The organism is Mesorhizobium humile (genome assembly GCF_033977215.1).
Lineage (GTDB): Bacteria > Pseudomonadota > Alphaproteobacteria > Rhizobiales > Rhizobiaceae > Mesorhizobium > Mesorhizobium humile.
This window is the reverse complement of the sequence record NZ_JAVIIV010000002.1, coordinates 1-18619: the sequence shown is the minus strand read 5'-3', so window position 1 is coordinate 18619 and position 18619 is coordinate 1. Positions and strand designations below refer to the sequence as shown.

The following is an 18619-nucleotide window of genomic DNA, read 5'->3' as shown; positions in this document are numbered from 1 at the left end:
GAGGTCTTGTCGCCTCTTGAGTGGTTTGCATCCTGACCGTATGGTCAGCTTTCAGACTACACAAGCTGACCAAGCGGTCAACGAGAATCTTGGAGAACACATGAGCGAAACCACCCGTCCCATGCGTCGACAGGATATAAGGCGGGAGAATGAAAAAGCCATTCTGCTCGCCGCCGAGAAGGTGTTCGCGGAGGCCGGCTTCGGCGGCGCCACGATGCAGCTGATCGCCGATCTGGCGGGGCTGCCGAAGGCAAATCTTCACTATTATTTCGCCACCAAGGAAGAGCTCTACCGTTCCGTCGTCCAGAACATTTTCGAGATCTGGCTGCAGGCGGCCAATTGCTTCGACGCGGCGCGCGGCCCGGTGGACGGCATCAGCGCCTATATCGACGCCAAGATGGAAATATCGCGCCGCCACCCGGACGGTTCGAAGGTCTGGGCCTCCGAAGTGATGCACGGCGCGCCGGTGCTTCAGGACTATATGGAATCAACGCTGCGCGAATGGACCGACGGCCGCGTCGGAATTATCAGCCGTTGGATCGAAGAGGGCAAGATGGACCCGGTGGACCCGCGCCATCTGCTCTACATGCTCTGGGCCACGACCCAGCACTACGCCGATTTCGGCCACCAGATCGAGACGCTGAACGGCGGCAAGTCGCTCTCTGACCGGCAATGGCGCGAAGCCAAGGAAAACATCAAGCGAGTGATCCTGACCGGCATTGGCGCGCAGCCGGCCTGAATCACGCCGCTCTTAAAGTCGGCGCGTCGGCGCCGACCTCGCCTGGCCGCTTGGCGGACACCCTCCCCTCGACGGGAAGGAGTGTCCGCAACGGCTTGTCAGTCGATCGACCTCAGAACATCGCGAACATGGTCGATCAGCTCGTTGATCTGGCCCTTGGTGATGATCAGCGGCGGCGACAGCGCGATGATGTCGCCTGTGGTGCGGATCAGCGCGCCGCGCTCGAACGCCTTGACGAAGGCCGAGAACGCTCGCTTGGTCGGGCTGCCGGCGATCGGCGCCAGCTCGATCGCGCCGATCAGGCCGATGTTGCGGATGTCGATGACATGCGGCTCGCCCTTGAGCGAATGCAGCGCGTCTTCCCAGTAAGGCGCCAGCTCCTCGCCGCGCGTCAAAAGGCCCTCTTCCTTGTAGGTGTCCAGAGTGCCGAGCGCCGCGGCGCAGGCGATCGGATTGCCGGAATAGGTGTAGCCGTGGAAGAACTCGATCATGTGCTCGGGGCCGGTCATGAAGGCGTCGTGGATCTCCTTCTTGACGAACACCGCGCCCATCGGGATGACGCCGTTCGACACGCCCTTGGCCGTCGTCATGATGTCCGGCGTGACGCCGAAATAGTCCGCAGCGAACGGCGCACCGAGGCGGCCGAAGCCGGTGATCACTTCATCGAAAATCAACAATATGCCGTGCTTCGTGCAGATTTCCCGAAGCTTCTGCAGATAGCCCTTCGGCGGCAGGATGACGCCGGTGGAGCCGGCGACCGGCTCGACAATGACGGCGGCGATGGTCGAGGCGTCATGCAGCGTGACGAGGCGCTCCAGCTCGTTCGCCAGCTCCGCCCCATGTTCCGGCACGCCCTTCGAGAAGGCGTTCTTCTCGGGCAGGTGCGTGTGCGGCAGATGGTCGACGCCGCCGAGCAGCGTGCCGAACATCTTGCGGTTGGTGACGATGCCGCCGACCGAGATGCCGCCGAAATTGACGCCGTGATAGCCGCGCTCGCGGCCGATCAGCCGGGTGCGCGAGCCCTCGCCCTTCACGCGGTGATAGGCGATCGCCATCTTCAGCGCGGTCTCGACCGATTCCGAACCGGAATTGGTGAAGAAGACATGGTCCATGCCCTTCGGCGCGATGTCGACCAGCCGGTTCGCCAGCTCGAACACGATCGGGTGACCCATCTGGAAGGCCGGCGCGTAGTCGAGTTCGGCGGCCTGATGCTGGATCGCCTCGGTGATCTTGGGGCGGCAGTGGCCGGCGTTCACGCACCACAGGCCCGCGGTGCCGTCCAGCACCTTGCGGCCGTCGCTGGTCGTGTAATGCATGTCCTTGGCGGACACGAACATGCGCGGCGCCTGCTTGAACTGGCGGTTTGCCGTGAACGGCATCCAGAATGCGCTGAGATCGTTCGGCGTGACTTTCAGCCGGTTGGACATGACCAAGACTTCCCCTTGTAACCTGTTTCGGTGCGGCCAACGCTTGGTCTTTGCTGCGTTTTCGTGCTACGCAAAATTTTGACCGGTTGGACAAACGTTAGCACCGCCTGTCGGCGGTCCAAGGATTACTAGCGGAAATGCGGCATCGAAAGCGCGCTCCACAGCCCAAGGAAAAACTGGTCCAGACAATTGGTCCAGAGAGCCCGCGCGAAGACGGCCGGCAAGGATGACGGCGGCGATGGAAGGCTCAGCTCCCCGCCGCACCCGCATCCAGCAGGAAAAGCGCGAGCTCATCCTGGAAGCCGCGCTCGAAGTCTTCTCCGCCAACGGTTTTCGCGGCTCGACCATCGACCAGATCGCCGAAGCCGCCGGCATGTCGAAGCCGAACCTTCTCTATTACTTCCGCCGCAAGGAAGACATTCACGAGACGTTGATGCAGCGCCTGCTCGACACCTGGCTGGCGCCCTTGCGCGAGCTGGACGACATCGGCGATCCGCTGACGGAGCTCAGGAGCTACATCCGCCGGAAGCTCGAAATGGCGCGCGACTTCCCGCGCGAAAGCCGGCTCTTCGCCAACGAGATCCTGCAGGGCGCGCCGCGCATCAAGCCGATGCTGGAGGGCGAGCTGAAAACCCTGGTCGACGAGAAGGCCACCGTCATCAAGGGTTGGATGCGCGCCGGCAAGATCGCCCGCACCGATCCCTGGCACCTGATCTTCTCGATCTGGGCGACGACGCAGCATTATGCCGATTTCGACGTCCAGGTGCGCGCCGTGCTCGGCGCCGACCGCGGCGGCGAGGGCCGCTTCGAGGACGCGGCGCGCTTCCTGGAGCAGCTGTTCCTGGATGGGCTGAAGCCTAAGGGCTGAGGCGCGACATCAAACCAGTACAAGCTTTGTCGGTCGTCGAGCTGTCTCAGGCTGCGGAGATTGGCTGAAGCGCACATTGATTTCGTCATTCTAGGGCGGAGCAAGGAGCGAAGCGACGCGCGCAGACCCTAGAATCCATGCCGTGACGCTCGCCAAAGAGCACAGCGATTCAGAATGATCGTCGCGCCCAGCCAGAGCCAGTTCTGCACCGCAGCAGCGCTTTGAAGTCGCGGCATGGATCCTCGGGTCTGCGCCGCGTCGCTACGCTCCTTGCTCCGCCCGTGGATGACGAAGCTGAGGGGCTGCAGCCATCAACGTTACGCGCTGCGGCGCTCCACCGGAATTGTATCCAGCAGCTTCCGCAACTTCGCCACCGAGTTCTGCTCCGCCAGCGGCGTGTAGACGATCAGCCTCATATCCGAACCGTCATCGATCGACAGGCTCATATGTTCGAACGTCATCGCGCCGGCGATCGGATGCCGCAGATGCTTGAGCCCGGAAAGCCGGTGCACCACATCGCGCTGCGGCCACCACTCGCGGAACTCGGGGCTCGAGCGCATCATCAGCGCGATCAGCCGCTCGAAGTCCGGATCGCCGGTGTATTTCGCGCTCTCGGCGCGGAACGCGGCAAGGGTTGCACGGGCTACTTGCTCCCAGTCGACCAGCAGATGCCGCCGATGCGGATCGGCGAAGACGCCGTGGATGATGTTGCGGGCATCGCCCTCCAACTGGCCGTAGTCGCCGAAAATGGCGACCGCCGCGTCATTCCAGGCCAGCACATCCCAGCGCGGGCCGACGACATAGGCGGGTTGCAGCACAAGGCTCTGCAGCATGTGCAGCAAGGGTCCCTCGACCTTTCCCGCAACGATGCGCCGCCGCTCTGGTTGCTGGCGGCCGGCGAGCGTGAACAGATGCCGCTGCTCGGCGCCGTCGAGCCGCAGTGCCTGGCAGAGCGCCGACAGCACCTCGACCGAAGGCCGCACGTCCCTGCCCTGCTCCAGCCAGGTGTACCAGGTCGTGCCGACGCCGGCGATCATCGCCACTTCCTCGCGCCGCAGTCCCGGCGTCCGCCGCCGCGCGCCACAGGCGATGCCGGCTGCATCGGGCGAGAGCCTTTCGCGGCGGGAGCGCAGGAAGGCGCCAAGCTCGCGACGGCGATGATCTTCAGGGGAATGGGCAATGGCATCCATGCGTCTATTATAGCAGTACCGATACCAGGATAAAGTTTGAACTGTTTGGGACGCCCGTGCTGTCCCATCTTTCCGTTTAGAGCAGCGCAAGGAGGCTCTGAGCATGGAACTCAAGGACAAGACAATTCTCGTCACCGGCTCTACCGACGGCGTCGGCCGTGTGGTCGCGGAAAGGCTCGGCGCCGCCGGCGCTCGCGTGCTGGTGCATGGCCGCGACGCAGGCCGCGCCGAGGCGACGGTCGCCGCCATAGAGGCAAAGGGTGGCAAGGCGGAGTTTCTCGCCGCCGACCTCGCTTCGCTCACCGAAGTGCACCGCCTCGCCGAAGCGGTACGCGCCAGGACCGACCGGCTCGACGTCCTGATCAACAATGCCGGCGTCGGCACCGCCGGCCAGGGCGCCAGGCGGCAGGTCAGCGCCGACGGCCATGAGCTGCGCTTCGCGGTCAACTATCTCGCCGGCTTCCTGCTGACGTCGGAACTCTTGCCGCTTCTCAAGGCAAGCGCGCCGGCGCGCATCGTCAACGTCGCTTCGGCCGGCCAGCAGGCGATCGATTTCGACGATGTCATGCTGACGCATGGCTATAGCGGCGTGCGCGCCTACTGCCAGAGCAAGCTGGCGCAGATCCTGTTCACCGTCGATCTGGCCGACCAGCTCGACGGCACCGGCGTCACCGTCAATGCGCTCCACCCGGCAAGCTACATGGACACCACCATGGTCCGGCAGGCGGGCGTCACGCCGTGGAGCTCGGTCGAGACCGGCGCCGACGCCATCCTGAACCTCGCAGTATCGCCGGCGCTCGAAGGACGCAGTGGCCTTTATTTCGACGGTCAGCGGGAATCGCGCGCCGATGCGCAGGCCTATGACGAAAAGGCCCGCCGCCAATTGCGGGCACTGAGCCTCGAACTGATCGAGGGTCCATCCTCCAAACCTAAGGAACAGCACTCATGAGCGAGACCATCGAACATTGCGTCATCATCGGCGGCTCATCCGGCATCGGCTTTGCCACGGCCAAGCGGCTGGTCGGTCCCGGCATGAAGGTTACGATCACCGGCCGCAACGAGGAGAAGCTCAAAGGTGCGTGGAAGGCCCTTGGCGGGACCGTCGGCAAGGCCGCGTTCGACGCCGCGAAGCCGGACGAGGTCCGGCATTTCTTCGATGGTCTCGGGCCGTTCGATCACCTTATCCTCGCCGCGAGCGGCGGCAAGGGGCTGGGACCGTTCGCGACGCTCGACCTTGCCGATATCGGCAGCGGAGTCGACGAGAAGATCCGGCCGCAATTGTCCTGCCTGCAGGCGGCCCTGCCGACCTTGAACAAGGCCGGATCGGTCACCTTCATCTCGGCCGTCTCGGCGCAGATTGCAGCGCCCGGCGTCGCCGGCATCGGCGCCATCAACGGCATGCTCTTGACCGTCGCGCCGATCCTGGCGGTCGAGCTGAAGCCGCTGCGCGTCAACGTCGTCGCCCCCGGCGTCATCGACACGCCCTGGTGGGACTTTTTGCCGGACGATCAGCGGCAGGCGGTGTTTGCCGAATATGCCGGCAAGACCCCAGTCGGCCGCATCGGCCGCGCCGAGGACGTCGCCGGGGCGATTGCCTTCCTGGTCTCCAACGGCTTCATGACCGGCCAGGTGCTGACCTGCGACGGCGGATTGCGGTTCGCGGCCTAGCCCGGGACCGTCAAAGCGAATGCGCGATCAGCGCCAGGAAGCCACCGACCAAAGCAACATTGCTGACGGCGCCATTTATACGGGTAGCGCGATCCGCGCCTTGATGGTCCCAGAAATTGTGAAACATCGGCGTCGCGACGATGAGGAAAAGGATCAGGGCCGCCGCCACTGGCGCGGTCCACGGGCCGGCGATCACCAGCGCGCCGGCAACGACCTGCAAGACGATGCCCAGCCAGAGAGCCAGCATCGCTCGCGGCACGCCGCGCGCGGTCATCAGCGAAGCGACCAGCTTTCTGTTCTGGATGTTGCGCAGTCCGGCAAAGACGAAAGCGCCGCCAAGCAGCAAGCGCGCCACGACAAGAATCTCGTTCTGAAAATTCTCGAACATGTCGTTGTTCTTTCGCTGAAAAAAGGCGTGGGCCGCTCAGCGGGCCCACGCCGCGGCAGCAAGATCAGGCAGCCTTTGCCTTTTCGACCGGATGGACGGAGCGGAACGGTATGGCGAGGCGATTCCACATATTGATCATGCCAACCAGCACGGTCAGCTTCACAAGTTCCTCGTCGGAGAAATGCTGCAGCGTTGCGGCATAGAGATCGTCCGGAACACCGTTGTCGGAAATGTTGGTCACCGCCTCGGTCCAGGCAAATGCCGCCCTCTCGCGCTCGGAGAACAGCGGCGATTCCTTCCAGGCGGCGACCAGATAGAGACGCTGCTCGGTCTCGCCGTCGCGCCTTGCCTCACGGCTGTGCATGTCGACGCAGTAGGAGCAGCCATTGATCTGAGAAGCCCGGAGCTTGACCAAATGGATCAGGCTGGCCTCCAGCCCGCTCTCCTCGACAGCCGTGTTGAGCTCGGTCACTGCCTTCATGAGAGCCGGCGCCTTGGCATAAAATTGAAGTCTCTGTTTCATCGTCTTTGCCTTTCCACATTGTCTGGCGGGTTAAGTCTGTTTGGAGGAAGCGGATTTCTGCGGCCGCTGGTGACGCTCGACGAAAGCGCAGCTCGCGGCATAGGATCGCCGGTCGCCTTCGGCGGCGTACTCGGCCACGATGTCGGACAGCTTCACTTCCGCGAGCGCCGCCCGATAGGCGCGCTCCGCCTTGAGCATCGCGGCATTGATGCCGCAGGGCTTCACATAGGCCGAGGCGTCGATCTTGACCGGGCCGCGTTGGCGTATCTCGCCGCAGCGAAACGCCGGCTCGCGCCCCTCTATGGCCAGCACGACATCGAGCAGTGTGATCTGTTCCGCCGCCCGCGCCAGTCGATAGCCGCCCGCGGGTCCAGGCAGCGATTCCAGGATGCGCGCCGCCGTCAGCTGGTTGAGATGCTTGAGCAGATAGCTCGGCGACAGCCCGAACGCCTCGGCCAGCGCCGCGCCCGGCATCGTGCTGTTGCCGTCGACGCTGGCCAGTGTCGCCGCACAGTGGATGGCCGCTTCAACACCATCGCCCAGCTTCATGATGCCGATCTCTATTCATGGATATCTTTTATCATGGATAAGTTTTATCTGCAATAGAGAAAACGAAGATCGCCTGCTTCGCAACACTCAGGAATGTGAGGGAAGAGATCAGATCGTTTCTGGCACCGCGCTTAGCAGGACTTGGGTTCCTCGCACCCCGCAAAGCGGGGGAGAGGTGGCCCGGCGAAGCCGGGACGGAGAGGGGGACGACTTTTGCGAAGTCAAAACCGGCGCAGGACCAGACGCAAGATAGATCACGACCCTGGGGGCAAGTTCCCAGCCGCCAAGGCCCCTCTCCGTCCCGGCTTCGCCGGGCCACCTCTCCCCACTGCGTGGGGCGAGGAACCCAAGCCTATTCGGCAGCCACCTTGGCCATCGGATTGTTGGGGTGCGTCGTCCAGTTGGCGTAGATCGGCGACACCGGCTTGCCGGTGCGCTGGTCCAACGCGCCGGCCGCCAGCGGCTCCATGGTGATGCAGCCTTCGACCGGGCAGACATTGACGCAGAGATTGCAGCCGACGCATTCGGCCTCGATCACCTCGAAATGCCTGGCGCCATTCACCATGCTGGTGATCGCCTGGTGCGAGGTGTCCTCGCAGGCGATGTGGCAGCGGCCGCATTTGATGCAGGCGTCCTGGTCGATATGCGCCTTGGCGACATAGTTGAGGTTGAGGTACTGCCAGTCGGTGACGTTGGGCGTGGCGCGGCCGATGATGTCGGAGAGCGAGGCATGCCCCTTCTCGTCCATCCAGTTCTCCAGCCCGGCGATCATCTCCTGCACGATCTTGAAGCCGTAGGTCATGGCCGCCGTGCAGACCTGCACGTTGCCGGCGCCGAGCGCCATGAATTCGGCCGCGTCGCGCCAGGTGGTGATGCCGCCGATACCGGAGATCGGCAGGCCGTGCGTTTCGGCGTCGCGCGCGATCTCGGCCACCATGTTCATGGCGATCGGCTTCACCGCCGGGCCGCAATAGCCGCCATGCGAACCCTTTCCGTCGATGGTCGGCATAGGCGCGAAACTATCGAGATCGACGCCGGTGATCGAGTTGATCGTGTTGATCAGCGACACCGCATCCGTTCCCCCCGCAAGCGCCGCCCGCGCCGGCTTGCGCACGTCCGTGATGTTGGGCGTCAGCTTGGTGATGACCGGCATGCGGGTGTTCTGCTTGCACCAGCGCACCACCATTTCGATATATTCCGGCACCTGGCCGACCGCGGCACCCATGCCGCGCTCCGACATGCCGTGCGGGCAGCCGAAATTGAGCTCGATGCCGTCGGCCTCAGTCTCCTCGACCACCGGCAGGATCGCCTTCCAGGCGTCCTCGACGCAGGGCACCATCAGCGAAACGACGATGGCGCGGTCGGGCCAGTCCTTCTTGACCTGCTTGATCTCGCGCAGATTGGTCTGCAGGTCGCGGTCGGTGATCAGCTCGATGTTGTTCAGGCCGAGCAGCCGGCGATCGGCGCCCCAGATCGCGCCGTAGCGCGGTCCGTTGACGTTGACGACCGGCGGACCTTCTTCGCCCAGCGTCTTCCACACAACGCCGCCCCAGCCGGCCTTGAAGGCGCGCTCGACATTATAGGCCTTGTCGGTCGGCGGCGCCGAGGCCAGCCAGAACGGATTGGGCGATTTGATGCCGACGAAATTGTTGCGGATGTCTGCCATGCTCATGCCCTCCCGTTAGAGGTCAGTGCCCGGTGGATGCTCTCGGCCGCGTCGCGCCCTTGCGCCACCGCCGAAACGGTCAAATCGTCGCCGCCGAAGATACAGTCGCCGCCGGCCCAGACTTTTGCCAGCGACGTGCGGCCTTCGGCATCGACCTTGATGCGGCCGCCTTCGAGGTTGATCTGCTCGCCGCTGCCATTGAGATGCGCCGGCACGAAGCTCTGGCCAATCGCCTTGAACACCTGGTCGGCATTGAGCCGCAGCGTTTCGCCAGTACCGGCGAGCTTGTCGCCGTTCATCGCGGTGTATTCAAGCTCGATCGCCGAGACCTTGCCGTTTTCGGCAATGACGCGCTTCGGCTGCAGCCAATGGCGGATAGTGACGCCGTTGGCGGCGGCCAGGTCCTGCTCGAAGCCGGAGGCGTTCATGTGCTCCTGGCCGCGCCGGTAACAGACCGTCACCTCCTCCGCGCCGAGCAGCTTCGACTGCACCGCGGCGTCGATCGCTGTCATGCCGCCGCCGATGACGACGACGCGCCGACCGACCGGCAGGCCGGAAAGATCGCTCGCTTGCCGAAGCTCCGCGATGAACTCGACGGCATTGGCGACACCGTCGGCATCCTCGCCTTCGGCGCGCAACGCATTGACGCCGCCGAGACCGAGGCCGAGGAAAACCGCATCGTAGTTGCGCATCAGGTCGGCGAGTTGGAAGTCGCGGCCGAGCGCCTTGCCGTTCTGGATGTCGATGCCGCCGATCGCGGTGACATACTCGACCTCGGCCTGGGCGAAATCGTCGACGCTCTTATAGGCGGCAATGCCATATTCGTTGAGGCCGCCGGCCTTCGGCCGCGCCTCGAGGATCGTCACGTCATGACCGTGACGGGCAAGGCGATGCGCCGCCGCCAGCCCTGCCGGCCCGGCGCCGACCACGGCGACCGTCTTCCCGGTCGGCTCGGCGCGCTTGTAGAACTGCTTCTCCTCGCTCATGGCGACGTCGGTGGCGTAGCGCTGCAGCCGGCCGATCTGGACCGGCTTGCCCTCCGCCACCTCGCGCACGCAGACCTCTTCGCACAGTGTCTCGGTCGGGCAGACGCGGGCGCACATGCCGCCGAGGATATTCTGGTCGAAGATCGTCTTGGCCGAGCCCAGCGGATTGCCGGTGGCGATCTGCCGGATGAACAACGGGATGTCGATCGACGTCGGACATGCATTCATGCACGGCGCGTCGTAGCAGAAATAGCAGCGATCGGATTCGACCAGCGCCTCATGGTGGTCGAGCGGCGGATGCAGGTCGGAAAAATTGTCGGCATATTGCTCCGAAGACAGCCGGCCGCCGGCAATGCCTTCGATGAAATGACCAGTCGCCATTCCAACTCCCCTTTGTTGTCGTTTTGGGGAAGGCTAGCACGTTTTATTTTTTTATCAATTGGTCAATTTTCGGCCAAGTCGCTGTAATGGCTGGATAAAATATGATAAATACACTCATGTTATAGCGGCGGCGATTTCCATGGCCGACGGCTCGCCGCCTGTGATCCTGTGGCCGTGGATCGAGCGCACCTCGTCCGCCACAAGTTCCTGCAGCCGCCACAGATTGCGGTCATGAATGCCGAAGGTCTCGAGGTGGCTGACGGTGTTGTAGAGGTATTCGGCGCCCGAACCGACATGACCGCAGGCGCGTGCCAGCACCCAGGCAACCTTTTCCAGCGGCTGCCCGAGCGACGTCCCCCTGCCGGTCACGCCAACCCAGAAGCCCAGCGCTCGCAGCCGGCCTTGTGCCGTGCGCACCGGAACCCACCGGACCGAGCTGACGCTCTCGTGGTCGTCGATCTCACGCCGCAGCAGCCTTTCGATCTGGGCTGGCTTCTCGCCATCCGGCAAACGATAGATGACGCCGTCGCAGCGCCCGCCCCGTTCCAGCGCCATCATCAGGCCGGGCTGCTCGCGGCTGCCGCGCCAGCGGACCATGTCGAGGCAGAACGACCGGTGCCAGCCATGCGCCGAGGCGCGCCGTTGCTCGACCGACTCGAAGGCCGGTTTCCAGATCAGCGAACCATAGGCGAATACCCAGAGCGGTCCGTCGTCGGCTTCTCCGGCGAGACGCGTGGCGAGCGCGCTGAAATCGTCGTCGCTGAGCTGCGCCCACCCACCGCTCGGACCGGGATCGATCTCTTCGCGATGGCAAAGAGCGACAAGCTCGGGCGTCAGTGACATGTGGCGCATCGGAAAACGCGAACCCCTCTTTTGGCGCAGCAAAGTCGAAAAGCGCCGGCTGCGCAAGATCGGCGGCTACGGGCGGCCGCGCAGAAACGTGAATTCAAACGACGCGCCTTGAGTATTGATCGTCCTCCAAACCGTTGCGAACCTACGCAGCAACGCCTTGCCGTTCTCGAATTCCGGCCCAGATGTCGGATTTCTGTCGCGAGCATCGTCCTAAGGTGTGTCGAGGTTCAGGTCAGGCCGCGCCGAAAAAGGCGGTTTTCGAGAACGCCGGCGGTAGCCTTCATAGGGCGGAAACACTTATGAGGGCTTCGGCCGGCGAAGGCCGGAGCGGAGCGTACTTGAGTACGTGAGCACCGGAAGCGCAGAAAACCGGCATTTGCAGGCCGGCATCACCTAAACTCAACATACCCTAGGATGGATCGAACAACGATCGCTGCCTGAACCGGTGAGGAGACCGACCATGCCGAAATCCCCGCAACCTTTCTTCTGGTACGAATTGATGACCACCGACCTCGACGCCGCCGAGGCTTTCTACACCGCTGTCGTCGGCTGGAAGGCCGAACCTTTCGACAAGGCGCCCGGCATGCCGCGCTACATCGTCGTGAACTCCGCCGTGCGCGGCGTCGGTGGGCTGATGACGATGCCGGAAGAGCCCGCCAAGATGGGCATGCCGCCGGCCTGGGTGGGCTACATCTACACCAAGGATGTCGACGCCTCGACGCAAGCGCTCAAGGACGCGGGTGGTGCGGTGCACCGCGCCCCGGACGACATTCCGGGCGTCGGCCGCTTCGCGGTCGTCGCCGACCCGCAAGGCGCGGCCTTCATGTTCTTGCAACCCAACCAGCCGGAGCAGCCGCCAGTGCCGGCGACGACGCTTGGCCATGTCGGCTGGCACGAGCTCTACACCTCGGACTGGAAAGCCGCCTTCGATTTCTATTCCAGTCAGTTCGGCTGGGAGAGCGCCGGCGAGTTCGACATGGGCGAGATGGGCATCTACAAAACCTTCGGCGCCGGCCCCGAATCCGGCGGCGGCATCATGAACAAGCCGCCGCAGATCCCGGTTCCCGTCTGGCAGTTCTACTTCAACGTCGACGCCATCGACGCCGCCGCCAAGCGCGTCATCGACAATGGCGGCAAGGTCATCATGGGTCCGATGGATGTGCCGAGCGGCCAGTGGATCATCCAGTGCCAGGACCCGCAAGGCGCGCATTTCGCATTGCTCGCCCCCGTACGATAACGCGCCCTGCTTGCTGGCTGGCGCCGGATCACTCCGGCGTCAGCACCGCCACCTTCAGATCGGCCTTTTTCGCGCCGCTGAGCTGGATGATCGCCGCGCCGCCCGCGAGCTTGAAGCGCACGCTCTTGCGGATACCCGGGCAGCTCTTCACGCCGCTGAACGCCGCCGATTTCACGCTCTTGCCGTCCTGCACGACATCGATCCAGGCCTCGTCGGACAGGCTGACCTGAAGCTCGCCTTCCGGTGGCACGGTCACATTCGCCGTCGCGCCGAACGTACCGGCTGCCGGTGCGCGCTCCGGCGGCACTTCAAAGCTGACCGTGTCGGCGGCCTCGAGCGAGAAATCCACTGCTTGCCCGACCGTCAGGGTCGCGCCGGACTGGGCGGCCGTCGCCTCCGGAAACAGGGCCTGCTCGCGCTCGACCGGCCATTTGAAGGCATCGCAGCCAGTACCGGCGGCCATGGCGAAGCTGGTGCCAGCAAGGATTGCGAAGAGGCTGATGACGACTTTTCTCATGGTCAAGGGACTCGCTTGGTTTGATGCGTCATGCAGCAATACAACCATAAGGATATATTTGCAACCATAGAGAGAAGAAATATGGGGATTGAAACCCTTTCCACTCACCGATTGTTGATAGCAGGCCAAGGGAAGTGAGTGGTCCGTCGCCGGGCGATAATTTAAGGCCCCGAGCGGGGGTAAAATTGGAGTTTTAAATGAAGCTTTTCGAAAGCCTTGCTCAGTACCGGCCACAGGCGCTGGGCATATTGCGCATCATGACCGCCTTGCAGTTCATCGAACATGGCTCGCAGAAGCTGTTCAACTTCCCGGCCGCTGCCGAGCCGCATGCGCTCACCGGACTGACGACAGGTGCCGGCATTCTCGAATTCGCCGGCGGCATCCTTCTGGCGCTTGGCCTCTTCACTCGTCCGGTCGCCTTCCTTCTCGCCGGCGAAATGGCGATCGCCTATTTCATGGCGCATTTCCCGCGCGACTTCTTCCCGGCCAACAACGGCGGCGACGCAGCCATCCTATTCTGCTTTGTCTTCCTCTATCTGTTCTTTGCCGGTCCGGGCGCCTTCGCGGTGGACAATCGCGAGAGCGCCAAGGCTTGATGGCAGGGATGTGCGCCACCGTCAGGCGCGCATCCGCTCGAAATTGGCATCGAACAGCGGCGCCGCCTGAACACGCGCCGCACGGCGCTTGCCGAGGATCTCGATCTCGAAGCCATCCGGCTTGTCGGCGATTTCCTTCGGCACATAGCCCAACGCAACCGACTTCTTCGCATTGTGGGCGTAGCCGCCGGACGTAACCCAGCCGCGCACGACGCCGTCGTGCCAAATCGCTTCGTCGCCAATGACATCGGCATCGGTGGCGTCGACGATGAAGGCGAGCAGCCGGAGCTTGCCGCCTTGCTTGCGCTCGGCGAGCGCTGCTTGCTTGCCGATGAAATCCGCGTCTTTGCCATAGGCGACGAAGCGGTCGAGCCCGGCCTCGACCGGCCCGTAGATCGGCCGGTACTCGCGCGCCCATGAGCCGTGGTTTTTCTCCAGCCTCAGCGCATTGAGCGCGCGCGAGCCGAACAGAGAGATGCCGAATTCCTCACCGGCCGTGATCAGCGCCTGATAGGCAGCGCGTTGATATTCCGGCGTCACCCAGATCTCGTAGCCGAGGTCGCCGGTGTAGCTGACGCGCCCGACCAGGCACGGCGCCATGCCGATATCCATCCTGGCCATCGCCATGAAGGGGAACGCTGCGTTGGAGACATCGGCGCGGGTGACTTTGGCGAGCACATCCCTCGCCTTCGGCCCGGCAATCGCGAGGCCGGTGAGCTTCTGCCCCAGCGCCTCGATCTTCACCGAACCGTCCTTCGGCAGATGCGCCTCGAACCAGCGCATGTGGTACTGCTCGGCGATGCCCGAGCCAGCGATGAACCATTCGTGGTCGTCGATATTGGCCAGCGTGAAATCGCCGATCAGCTTGCCGTCATCCTTCAGCATCGGCGCCAGCGTCATGCGGCCGCGCTTTGGCAGCCTGCAGGCAAGCATGCGGTCGAGCCACGCGACCGCGCCCTCGCCTGTCACCTTGTATTTGGCGAAGTTCGAAATCTCCGACAGGCCAACGCCGTCGCGCACCGTCGCGACTTCCTTTGCGACATGCTCGAAGTCGGTCGAGCGCCGCCACGAAAACTCGTCCTTGACGCCGTCCGGCGCATACCAGAGCGGCACTTCGAGCCCATAGGACACGCCCCATTGCGCGCCCTTGGCGGCAAGCGTGTCGTAGACCGGCGTCGTCTTGAGCGGCCGCCCGGCCGGCAGCTCCTCGTTCGGAAAGCGGATCGAGAAGCGGCGCGAATAATTCTCGCGCACCTTGGCGTTGGTATAGGCCATCGTCGCCCAGTCGCCATAGCGCGACACGTCCATCGCCCAGATGTCGGCGCCCGGATCGCCCTCGATCATCCAGTTGGAGAGCGCCAACCCGACGCCGCCGCCCTGGCTGAAGCCGGCCATGACGCCGCAGGCGACCCAGAAGCCCGGCAGGCCGCGCACCGGACCGACCAGCGGATTGCCGTCCGGCGCGAAGGTGAAGGGGCCATTGATGATCTGCTTGATGCCGGTCTTCTGGAAGGCGGGGAAGTGGCGGAAGCCGACTTCGAGCGACGGCGCGATGCGGTCGATGTCCGGCTCCAAGAGCTCGTGGCCGAAATTCCACGGCGTCTGAAACTCCGACCAGACCTTGTTGGCCTTCTCATAGGTGCCCATCAACATGCCGCCACGCTCCTGGCGCAGATAAAGCTCGCCGTCGAAGTCGACGGCATGGATGATCTCGGTGCCGGTCTTCTTGTTCCAGTCGGCGACCTCCGGCATGTCCTCGGTGATCAGGTACATGTGCTCCATGGCCAGAACCGGCAGTTCGAGCCCGACCATGCGGCCGACCTCGCGCGCCCATAGCCCGCCGGCATTGACGACATGCTCGGTCACCACCTCGCCCTTGTTGGTGATGACGCGCCACAATCCGTCGGGCCGGCGCACGATGTCCTCGACCTTGGTGAAGCGTTCGACCTCGGCGCCGAGCTTGCGCGCCGCCTTGGCATAGGCATGCGTTACGCCCGACGGGTCGAGATGGCCGTCCTCCTTGTTGCGCACGGCGCCGACGAACTGGCTGGGATCGATGAGCGGCATCAATTCCGCGGCTTCCTTTGCGGAAATGACTTCGAGGTCGATGCCGAGATAACGGCCCTTGGAGACGACCCCGCGCAGCCAGTCGAGCCGCGCCTCGGTCGCCGCCAAAAGCACGCCGCCGGTAAGATGCACGCCGGTGGCCTGTCCCGAAAGCTCCTCGATCTCCTTGTAGAGCGAGATCGTGTATTTCTGCAGCTTGGCGACGTTGGGATCGCCATTGATGGTGTGCATGCCGCCGGCCGCATGCCAGGTCGAGCCCGATGTCAGTTCGTCGCGCTCCAAAAGCACGACATCGGTCCAGCCGTGGCGGGCAAGATGGAACAGCACCGAGCATCCGACGACACCGCCACCGATGACCACGACCTTTGCATGCGACTTCATGGTTCTTCTCGTTAATTCAGTGAGTTGAGAGGTTGAAATGAATCAGGATGGGAAGCTGTTCCCTCACGGCTCACCCTGCCCGATCGCTTCCTTGCGCCGCGCCATATAGGCTTCGAGCTCCTCGCGCACGCCAGGATCCATGGCCGGTTGGACATACTCCTCCAGCGCTTTCTTCCAAAGCCGCGTCGCGCGCGCCGTCGTGTCTAGCGCGCCGGCCTCCTGCCAGGCCTCGTAATTCTGCCAGTTGGACAGCATCGGCTGGTAGAAGGCGGTGGCGTAGCGCTCCAGCGTGTGCGGCTCGCCGAAGAAGTGGCCGCCGGTCGGCACCGCGCCCAGCGCCTCCACGGCCAGCTCCGCCTCGTCGACCACGATCGGCCGCAGGAATTCCATCATATGCTGGATCATCTCGACATCGATGATGAGCTTTTCGAACGACGCCGTCAGCCCGCCCTCTTGCCAGCCGGCGGCATGATAGACCAGATTGCCGTGGCCGAGCACCGCGCCCCACAGCGCCATCAGCGTCTCGTAGGCGCCTTGCGCATCCGCCGCGTTCGAGGCCGAGCCCGGCGTGGTGCGATAGGGCAATTTGTAGCGTCGCGCCAACTGGCCCGAGGCGATGTTTGCCTTGGTGTTTTCCGGCGTGCCGAAGGCCGGCGCGCCCGACTTCATGTCGACATTGGAGGTGAAGGCGCCATACATCACCGGCGCGCCGGGGCGCACCAGCTGCGTGAGCACCACGCCGAACAGCGCTTCGGCATTCTGCTGCGCCAGCGCGCCGGCCAGCGTAACCGGGCTCATCGCGCCCATCAGCGTGAACGGCGTCACCGCCACCGACTGGCCGTATTCGGCCATGGTCATCAGCCCTTCCGCCATCATCTCGTCGAAGCGGCGCGGCGAGTTGACCGAAATGACGGTGGTGACGCCGGGATCGTCGCGCATCTGATCCAGCGTCAGCCCGCGCGCGATCGCCATCATCTCGATGCCGTCGAGTGCCCTGCCCCGGCCGATCGCCGAAACATGGAAGCATTTGTCGGTCAGCGTCAGGTTGGCGAAATAGGTGTCCATATGCCTTGTGTTCGCCGGCAGCTCGATCGGCGCGCAGACCTGGTTGCCCAGCATGTGGATGCAGTTGAAATGCTGCGCCAACCGCACGAGGTCGCAGTAGTCGGCAAGGTTGCCGGCGCGGCGACCGCGTTCCATGTCATGCACATTGGGCGGTCCGGCAACGAGCGTGAAGTTGATGGTGCTGCCGCCGAGATGGATGGCGTGGTCCGGGTTTCGGGAGGTCAGCGTGTAGGTCGAGCGCGTCGATTTCAGCGCCTCCTCGACCATGCCGCGATCGATGCGCACATTCATCGAGCCGTGGTCGACCTTGGCGCCGGCGCGCTCGAACAGCGACAGCGCCCGCGCGCTCATCACTTCGATGCCGAAATTTTCCAGGATGTGCATCGACGCCTGGTGGATCGCCTCGATCTGGTCGGCCGACAGCAGCGCCATGGGCGGGTAGGGATTCTCCACCCGCCGCGGCGGCAGTTGTGGAATGGCCGCGGGGCCACGGTTGCTGGTGCGCTCGGCGCCGCGCTTGCGTCTTGGTTCGCTCATGCGCGCATCAGAGCGCCGGCATGACATGCGAGCTGTCAGGAATTCGTCATTTGCCGGCGTGATTTTAGCCAAGGCGGCATTCTTCAAAACAGAATAAGAAAATAGCGACACAGGTAGTCGTAATATCGACACTCGGCTTTTTCGTGCCTCGGCGTCCACGTTAAGGAACCGCGCAAGACTCCTTTTATGATTTCGGCCTATTCGTCTCCCAATGCGTAGGTCGAGTTTTAGTAAAATTGTCGCTGTCTCAGTGCTGCTGGCGCTTTCGGCCTGCGCGACGGCGCCCAGTCACATCAACAATGTCTGCGCCGTCTTCGACCAGAATGACGGCTGGTTCGACAACTGGCAGTCCGCCGCCGAACGGACCGAGCAGAAATACGGCGTTCCCGTTCCCGTGCTGATGGCGACGGTGCGCAAGGAATCCGGTTTCAAGAGCAATGCCCGCCCGCCGCGCACCAAGCTGCTCGGCTTCATCCCGTGGACGCATGTCTCGAGCGCCACCGGCTACTCGCAGGCGCTCGACGGCACCTGGTCGCAATATCAAAGCGAGACCGGCAACTGGACCGCGCGCCGCACGCGCTTCGCCGACGCTGTCGACTTCGTCGGCTGGTACCACTCAAAAACCGCCGACACGTTTGGCGTCGCCCGCAACGACACCTACAATCTCTATCTGGCCTACTTTCTCGGCTGGACCGCCTATGGCCGCGGCAACCGCGGCGACGCCGGTGTTCAAGGCTATGCTCGTGCCACCGACCAGATGGCCCGCGATTACCAGGCGCAGCTACGGCAATGCGGAAACTAGTTTTCCAACACTGTGATTTTGAACGATTGCAGGCTTGTCGGGCAAGGCTATCAACGTCCGTTGGGGTAGTCAGCGCAAACCCTGGCGATGAGCTGAAGGCTCCTGAACCTCGTCATGTATGGACGGCCCCTCTTGGGCAAGAGGCAAAATAGCGGCGACGGCTTAAGTCTGGAGCGGTCA

General features: G+C 63.8%; 18 protein-coding genes. 7 read left to right on the top strand and 11 right to left on the bottom strand.

Annotated elements, in window-relative coordinates; translation table 11 throughout:
- Positions 1–16 precede the first annotated feature (16 nt).
- A complete protein-coding gene (locus RFM52_RS02980) occupies positions 17–739 on the top strand; it encodes a TetR/AcrR family transcriptional regulator (protein WP_320327831.1) in 723 nt (240 codons plus the stop codon).
- 98 nt (positions 740–837) lie between these two features.
- Here the strand turns inward: RFM52_RS02980 and aptA are convergent, their stop codons facing one another.
- Complete coding sequence (gene aptA / locus RFM52_RS02975; protein WP_320295060.1) at positions 838–2166, bottom strand: omega-aminotransferase AptA; 1329 nt, start codon at positions 2164–2166, stop codon at positions 838–840.
- Positions 2167–2404: 238 nt separating this feature from the next.
- On the opposite strand from aptA, the gene RFM52_RS02970 reads away from it, so the two are divergent.
- On the top strand, positions 2405–3034 hold the full coding sequence (locus RFM52_RS02970; protein ID WP_320295059.1) for a TetR family transcriptional regulator C-terminal domain-containing protein: 630 nt from the start codon (positions 2405–2407) through the stop codon (positions 3032–3034).
- 317 nt (positions 3035–3351) lie between these two features.
- Here RFM52_RS02970 and RFM52_RS02965 read toward each other — a convergent pair whose 3' ends face one another.
- On the bottom strand, positions 3352–4224 hold the full coding sequence (locus RFM52_RS02965) for a helix-turn-helix transcriptional regulator (RefSeq protein WP_320295058.1): 873 nt from the start codon (positions 4222–4224) through the stop codon (positions 3352–3354).
- Between the two features lie 103 nt (positions 4225–4327).
- Between RFM52_RS02965 and RFM52_RS02960 the strand changes: the two genes are divergently transcribed.
- Together RFM52_RS02960 and RFM52_RS02955 are read left to right on the top strand one after the other, a co-directional pair.
- Positions 4328–5173, top strand: a complete 846-nt coding sequence (locus RFM52_RS02960) for an SDR family NAD(P)-dependent oxidoreductase (protein ID WP_320295057.1) — start codon at positions 4328–4330, stop codon at positions 5171–5173.
- Positions 5170–5892 (top strand): SDR family oxidoreductase, encoded by a 723-nt coding sequence (locus RFM52_RS02955; protein WP_320295056.1) that lies wholly within the window; start codon positions 5170–5172, stop codon positions 5890–5892. The genes RFM52_RS02960 and RFM52_RS02955 overlap by 4 nt, the downstream gene beginning before the upstream one ends.
- A 10-nt stretch (positions 5893–5902) precedes the next feature.
- On the opposite strand, the gene RFM52_RS02950 is transcribed toward RFM52_RS02955, so the two are convergent.
- From RFM52_RS02950 to RFM52_RS02925, 6 genes are all read right to left on the bottom strand, one after another.
- On the bottom strand, positions 5903–6280 hold the full coding sequence (locus RFM52_RS02950) for a DoxX family protein (RefSeq protein WP_320295055.1): 378 nt from the start codon (positions 6278–6280) through the stop codon (positions 5903–5905).
- Positions 6281–6344: 64 nt separating this feature from the next.
- Positions 6345–6803, bottom strand: coding sequence for a carboxymuconolactone decarboxylase family protein (locus tag RFM52_RS02945; protein ID WP_320295054.1), 459 nt, complete (start codon positions 6801–6803; stop codon positions 6345–6347).
- Positions 6804–6833: 30 nt separating this feature from the next.
- Positions 6834–7352, bottom strand: a complete 519-nt coding sequence (locus tag RFM52_RS02940; RefSeq protein ID WP_320295053.1) for an RrF2 family transcriptional regulator — start codon at positions 7350–7352, stop codon at positions 6834–6836.
- Positions 7353–7704: 352 nt separating this feature from the next.
- Positions 7705–9018, bottom strand: a complete 1314-nt coding sequence (gene preA, locus RFM52_RS02935; protein ID WP_320295052.1) for an NAD-dependent dihydropyrimidine dehydrogenase subunit PreA — start codon at positions 9016–9018, stop codon at positions 7705–7707.
- Positions 9019–9020: 2 nt separating this feature from the next.
- Complete coding sequence (locus RFM52_RS02930) at positions 9021–10385, bottom strand: NAD(P)-dependent oxidoreductase (protein WP_320295051.1); 1365 nt, start codon at positions 10383–10385, stop codon at positions 9021–9023.
- Positions 10386–10499: 114 nt separating this feature from the next.
- On the bottom strand, positions 10500–11237 hold the full coding sequence (locus tag RFM52_RS02925) for a gamma-glutamylcyclotransferase (protein WP_320295050.1): 738 nt from the start codon (positions 11235–11237) through the stop codon (positions 10500–10502).
- 460 nt (positions 11238–11697) lie between these two features.
- Here RFM52_RS02925 and RFM52_RS02920 point away from each other — a divergent pair, with 460 nt between their 5' ends.
- Positions 11698–12474, top strand: a complete 777-nt coding sequence (locus tag RFM52_RS02920) for a VOC family protein (RefSeq protein ID WP_320295049.1) — start codon at positions 11698–11700, stop codon at positions 12472–12474.
- Positions 12475–12502: 28 nt separating this feature from the next.
- On the opposite strand, the gene RFM52_RS02915 is transcribed toward RFM52_RS02920, so the two are convergent.
- Complete coding sequence (locus RFM52_RS02915; protein ID WP_320295048.1) at positions 12503–13120, bottom strand: hypothetical protein; 618 nt, start codon at positions 13118–13120, stop codon at positions 12503–12505.
- Between the two features lie 68 nt (positions 13121–13188).
- Here RFM52_RS02915 and RFM52_RS02910 point away from each other — a divergent pair, with 68 nt between their 5' ends.
- A complete protein-coding gene (locus tag RFM52_RS02910) occupies positions 13189–13587 on the top strand; it encodes a DoxX family protein (protein ID WP_320295047.1) in 399 nt (132 codons plus the stop codon).
- 21 nt (positions 13588–13608) lie between these two features.
- Here the strand turns inward: RFM52_RS02910 and RFM52_RS02905 are convergent, their stop codons facing one another.
- Both RFM52_RS02905 and RFM52_RS02900 read right to left on the bottom strand, forming a co-directional pair.
- Positions 13609–16035, bottom strand: a complete 2427-nt coding sequence (locus RFM52_RS02905) for a GcvT family protein (protein ID WP_320295046.1) — start codon at positions 16033–16035, stop codon at positions 13609–13611.
- A gap of 63 nt (positions 16036–16098) precedes the next feature.
- Positions 16099–17637 (bottom strand): trimethylamine methyltransferase family protein, encoded by a 1539-nt coding sequence (locus tag RFM52_RS02900; RefSeq protein WP_320295045.1) that lies wholly within the window; start codon positions 17635–17637, stop codon positions 16099–16101.
- 211 nt (positions 17638–17848) lie between these two features.
- On the opposite strand from RFM52_RS02900, the gene RFM52_RS02895 reads away from it, so the two are divergent.
- On the top strand, positions 17849–18439 hold the full coding sequence (locus tag RFM52_RS02895) for a transglycosylase SLT domain-containing protein (RefSeq protein ID WP_320295044.1): 591 nt from the start codon (positions 17849–17851) through the stop codon (positions 18437–18439).
- The last annotated feature ends 180 nt before the right edge of the window (positions 18440–18619 follow it).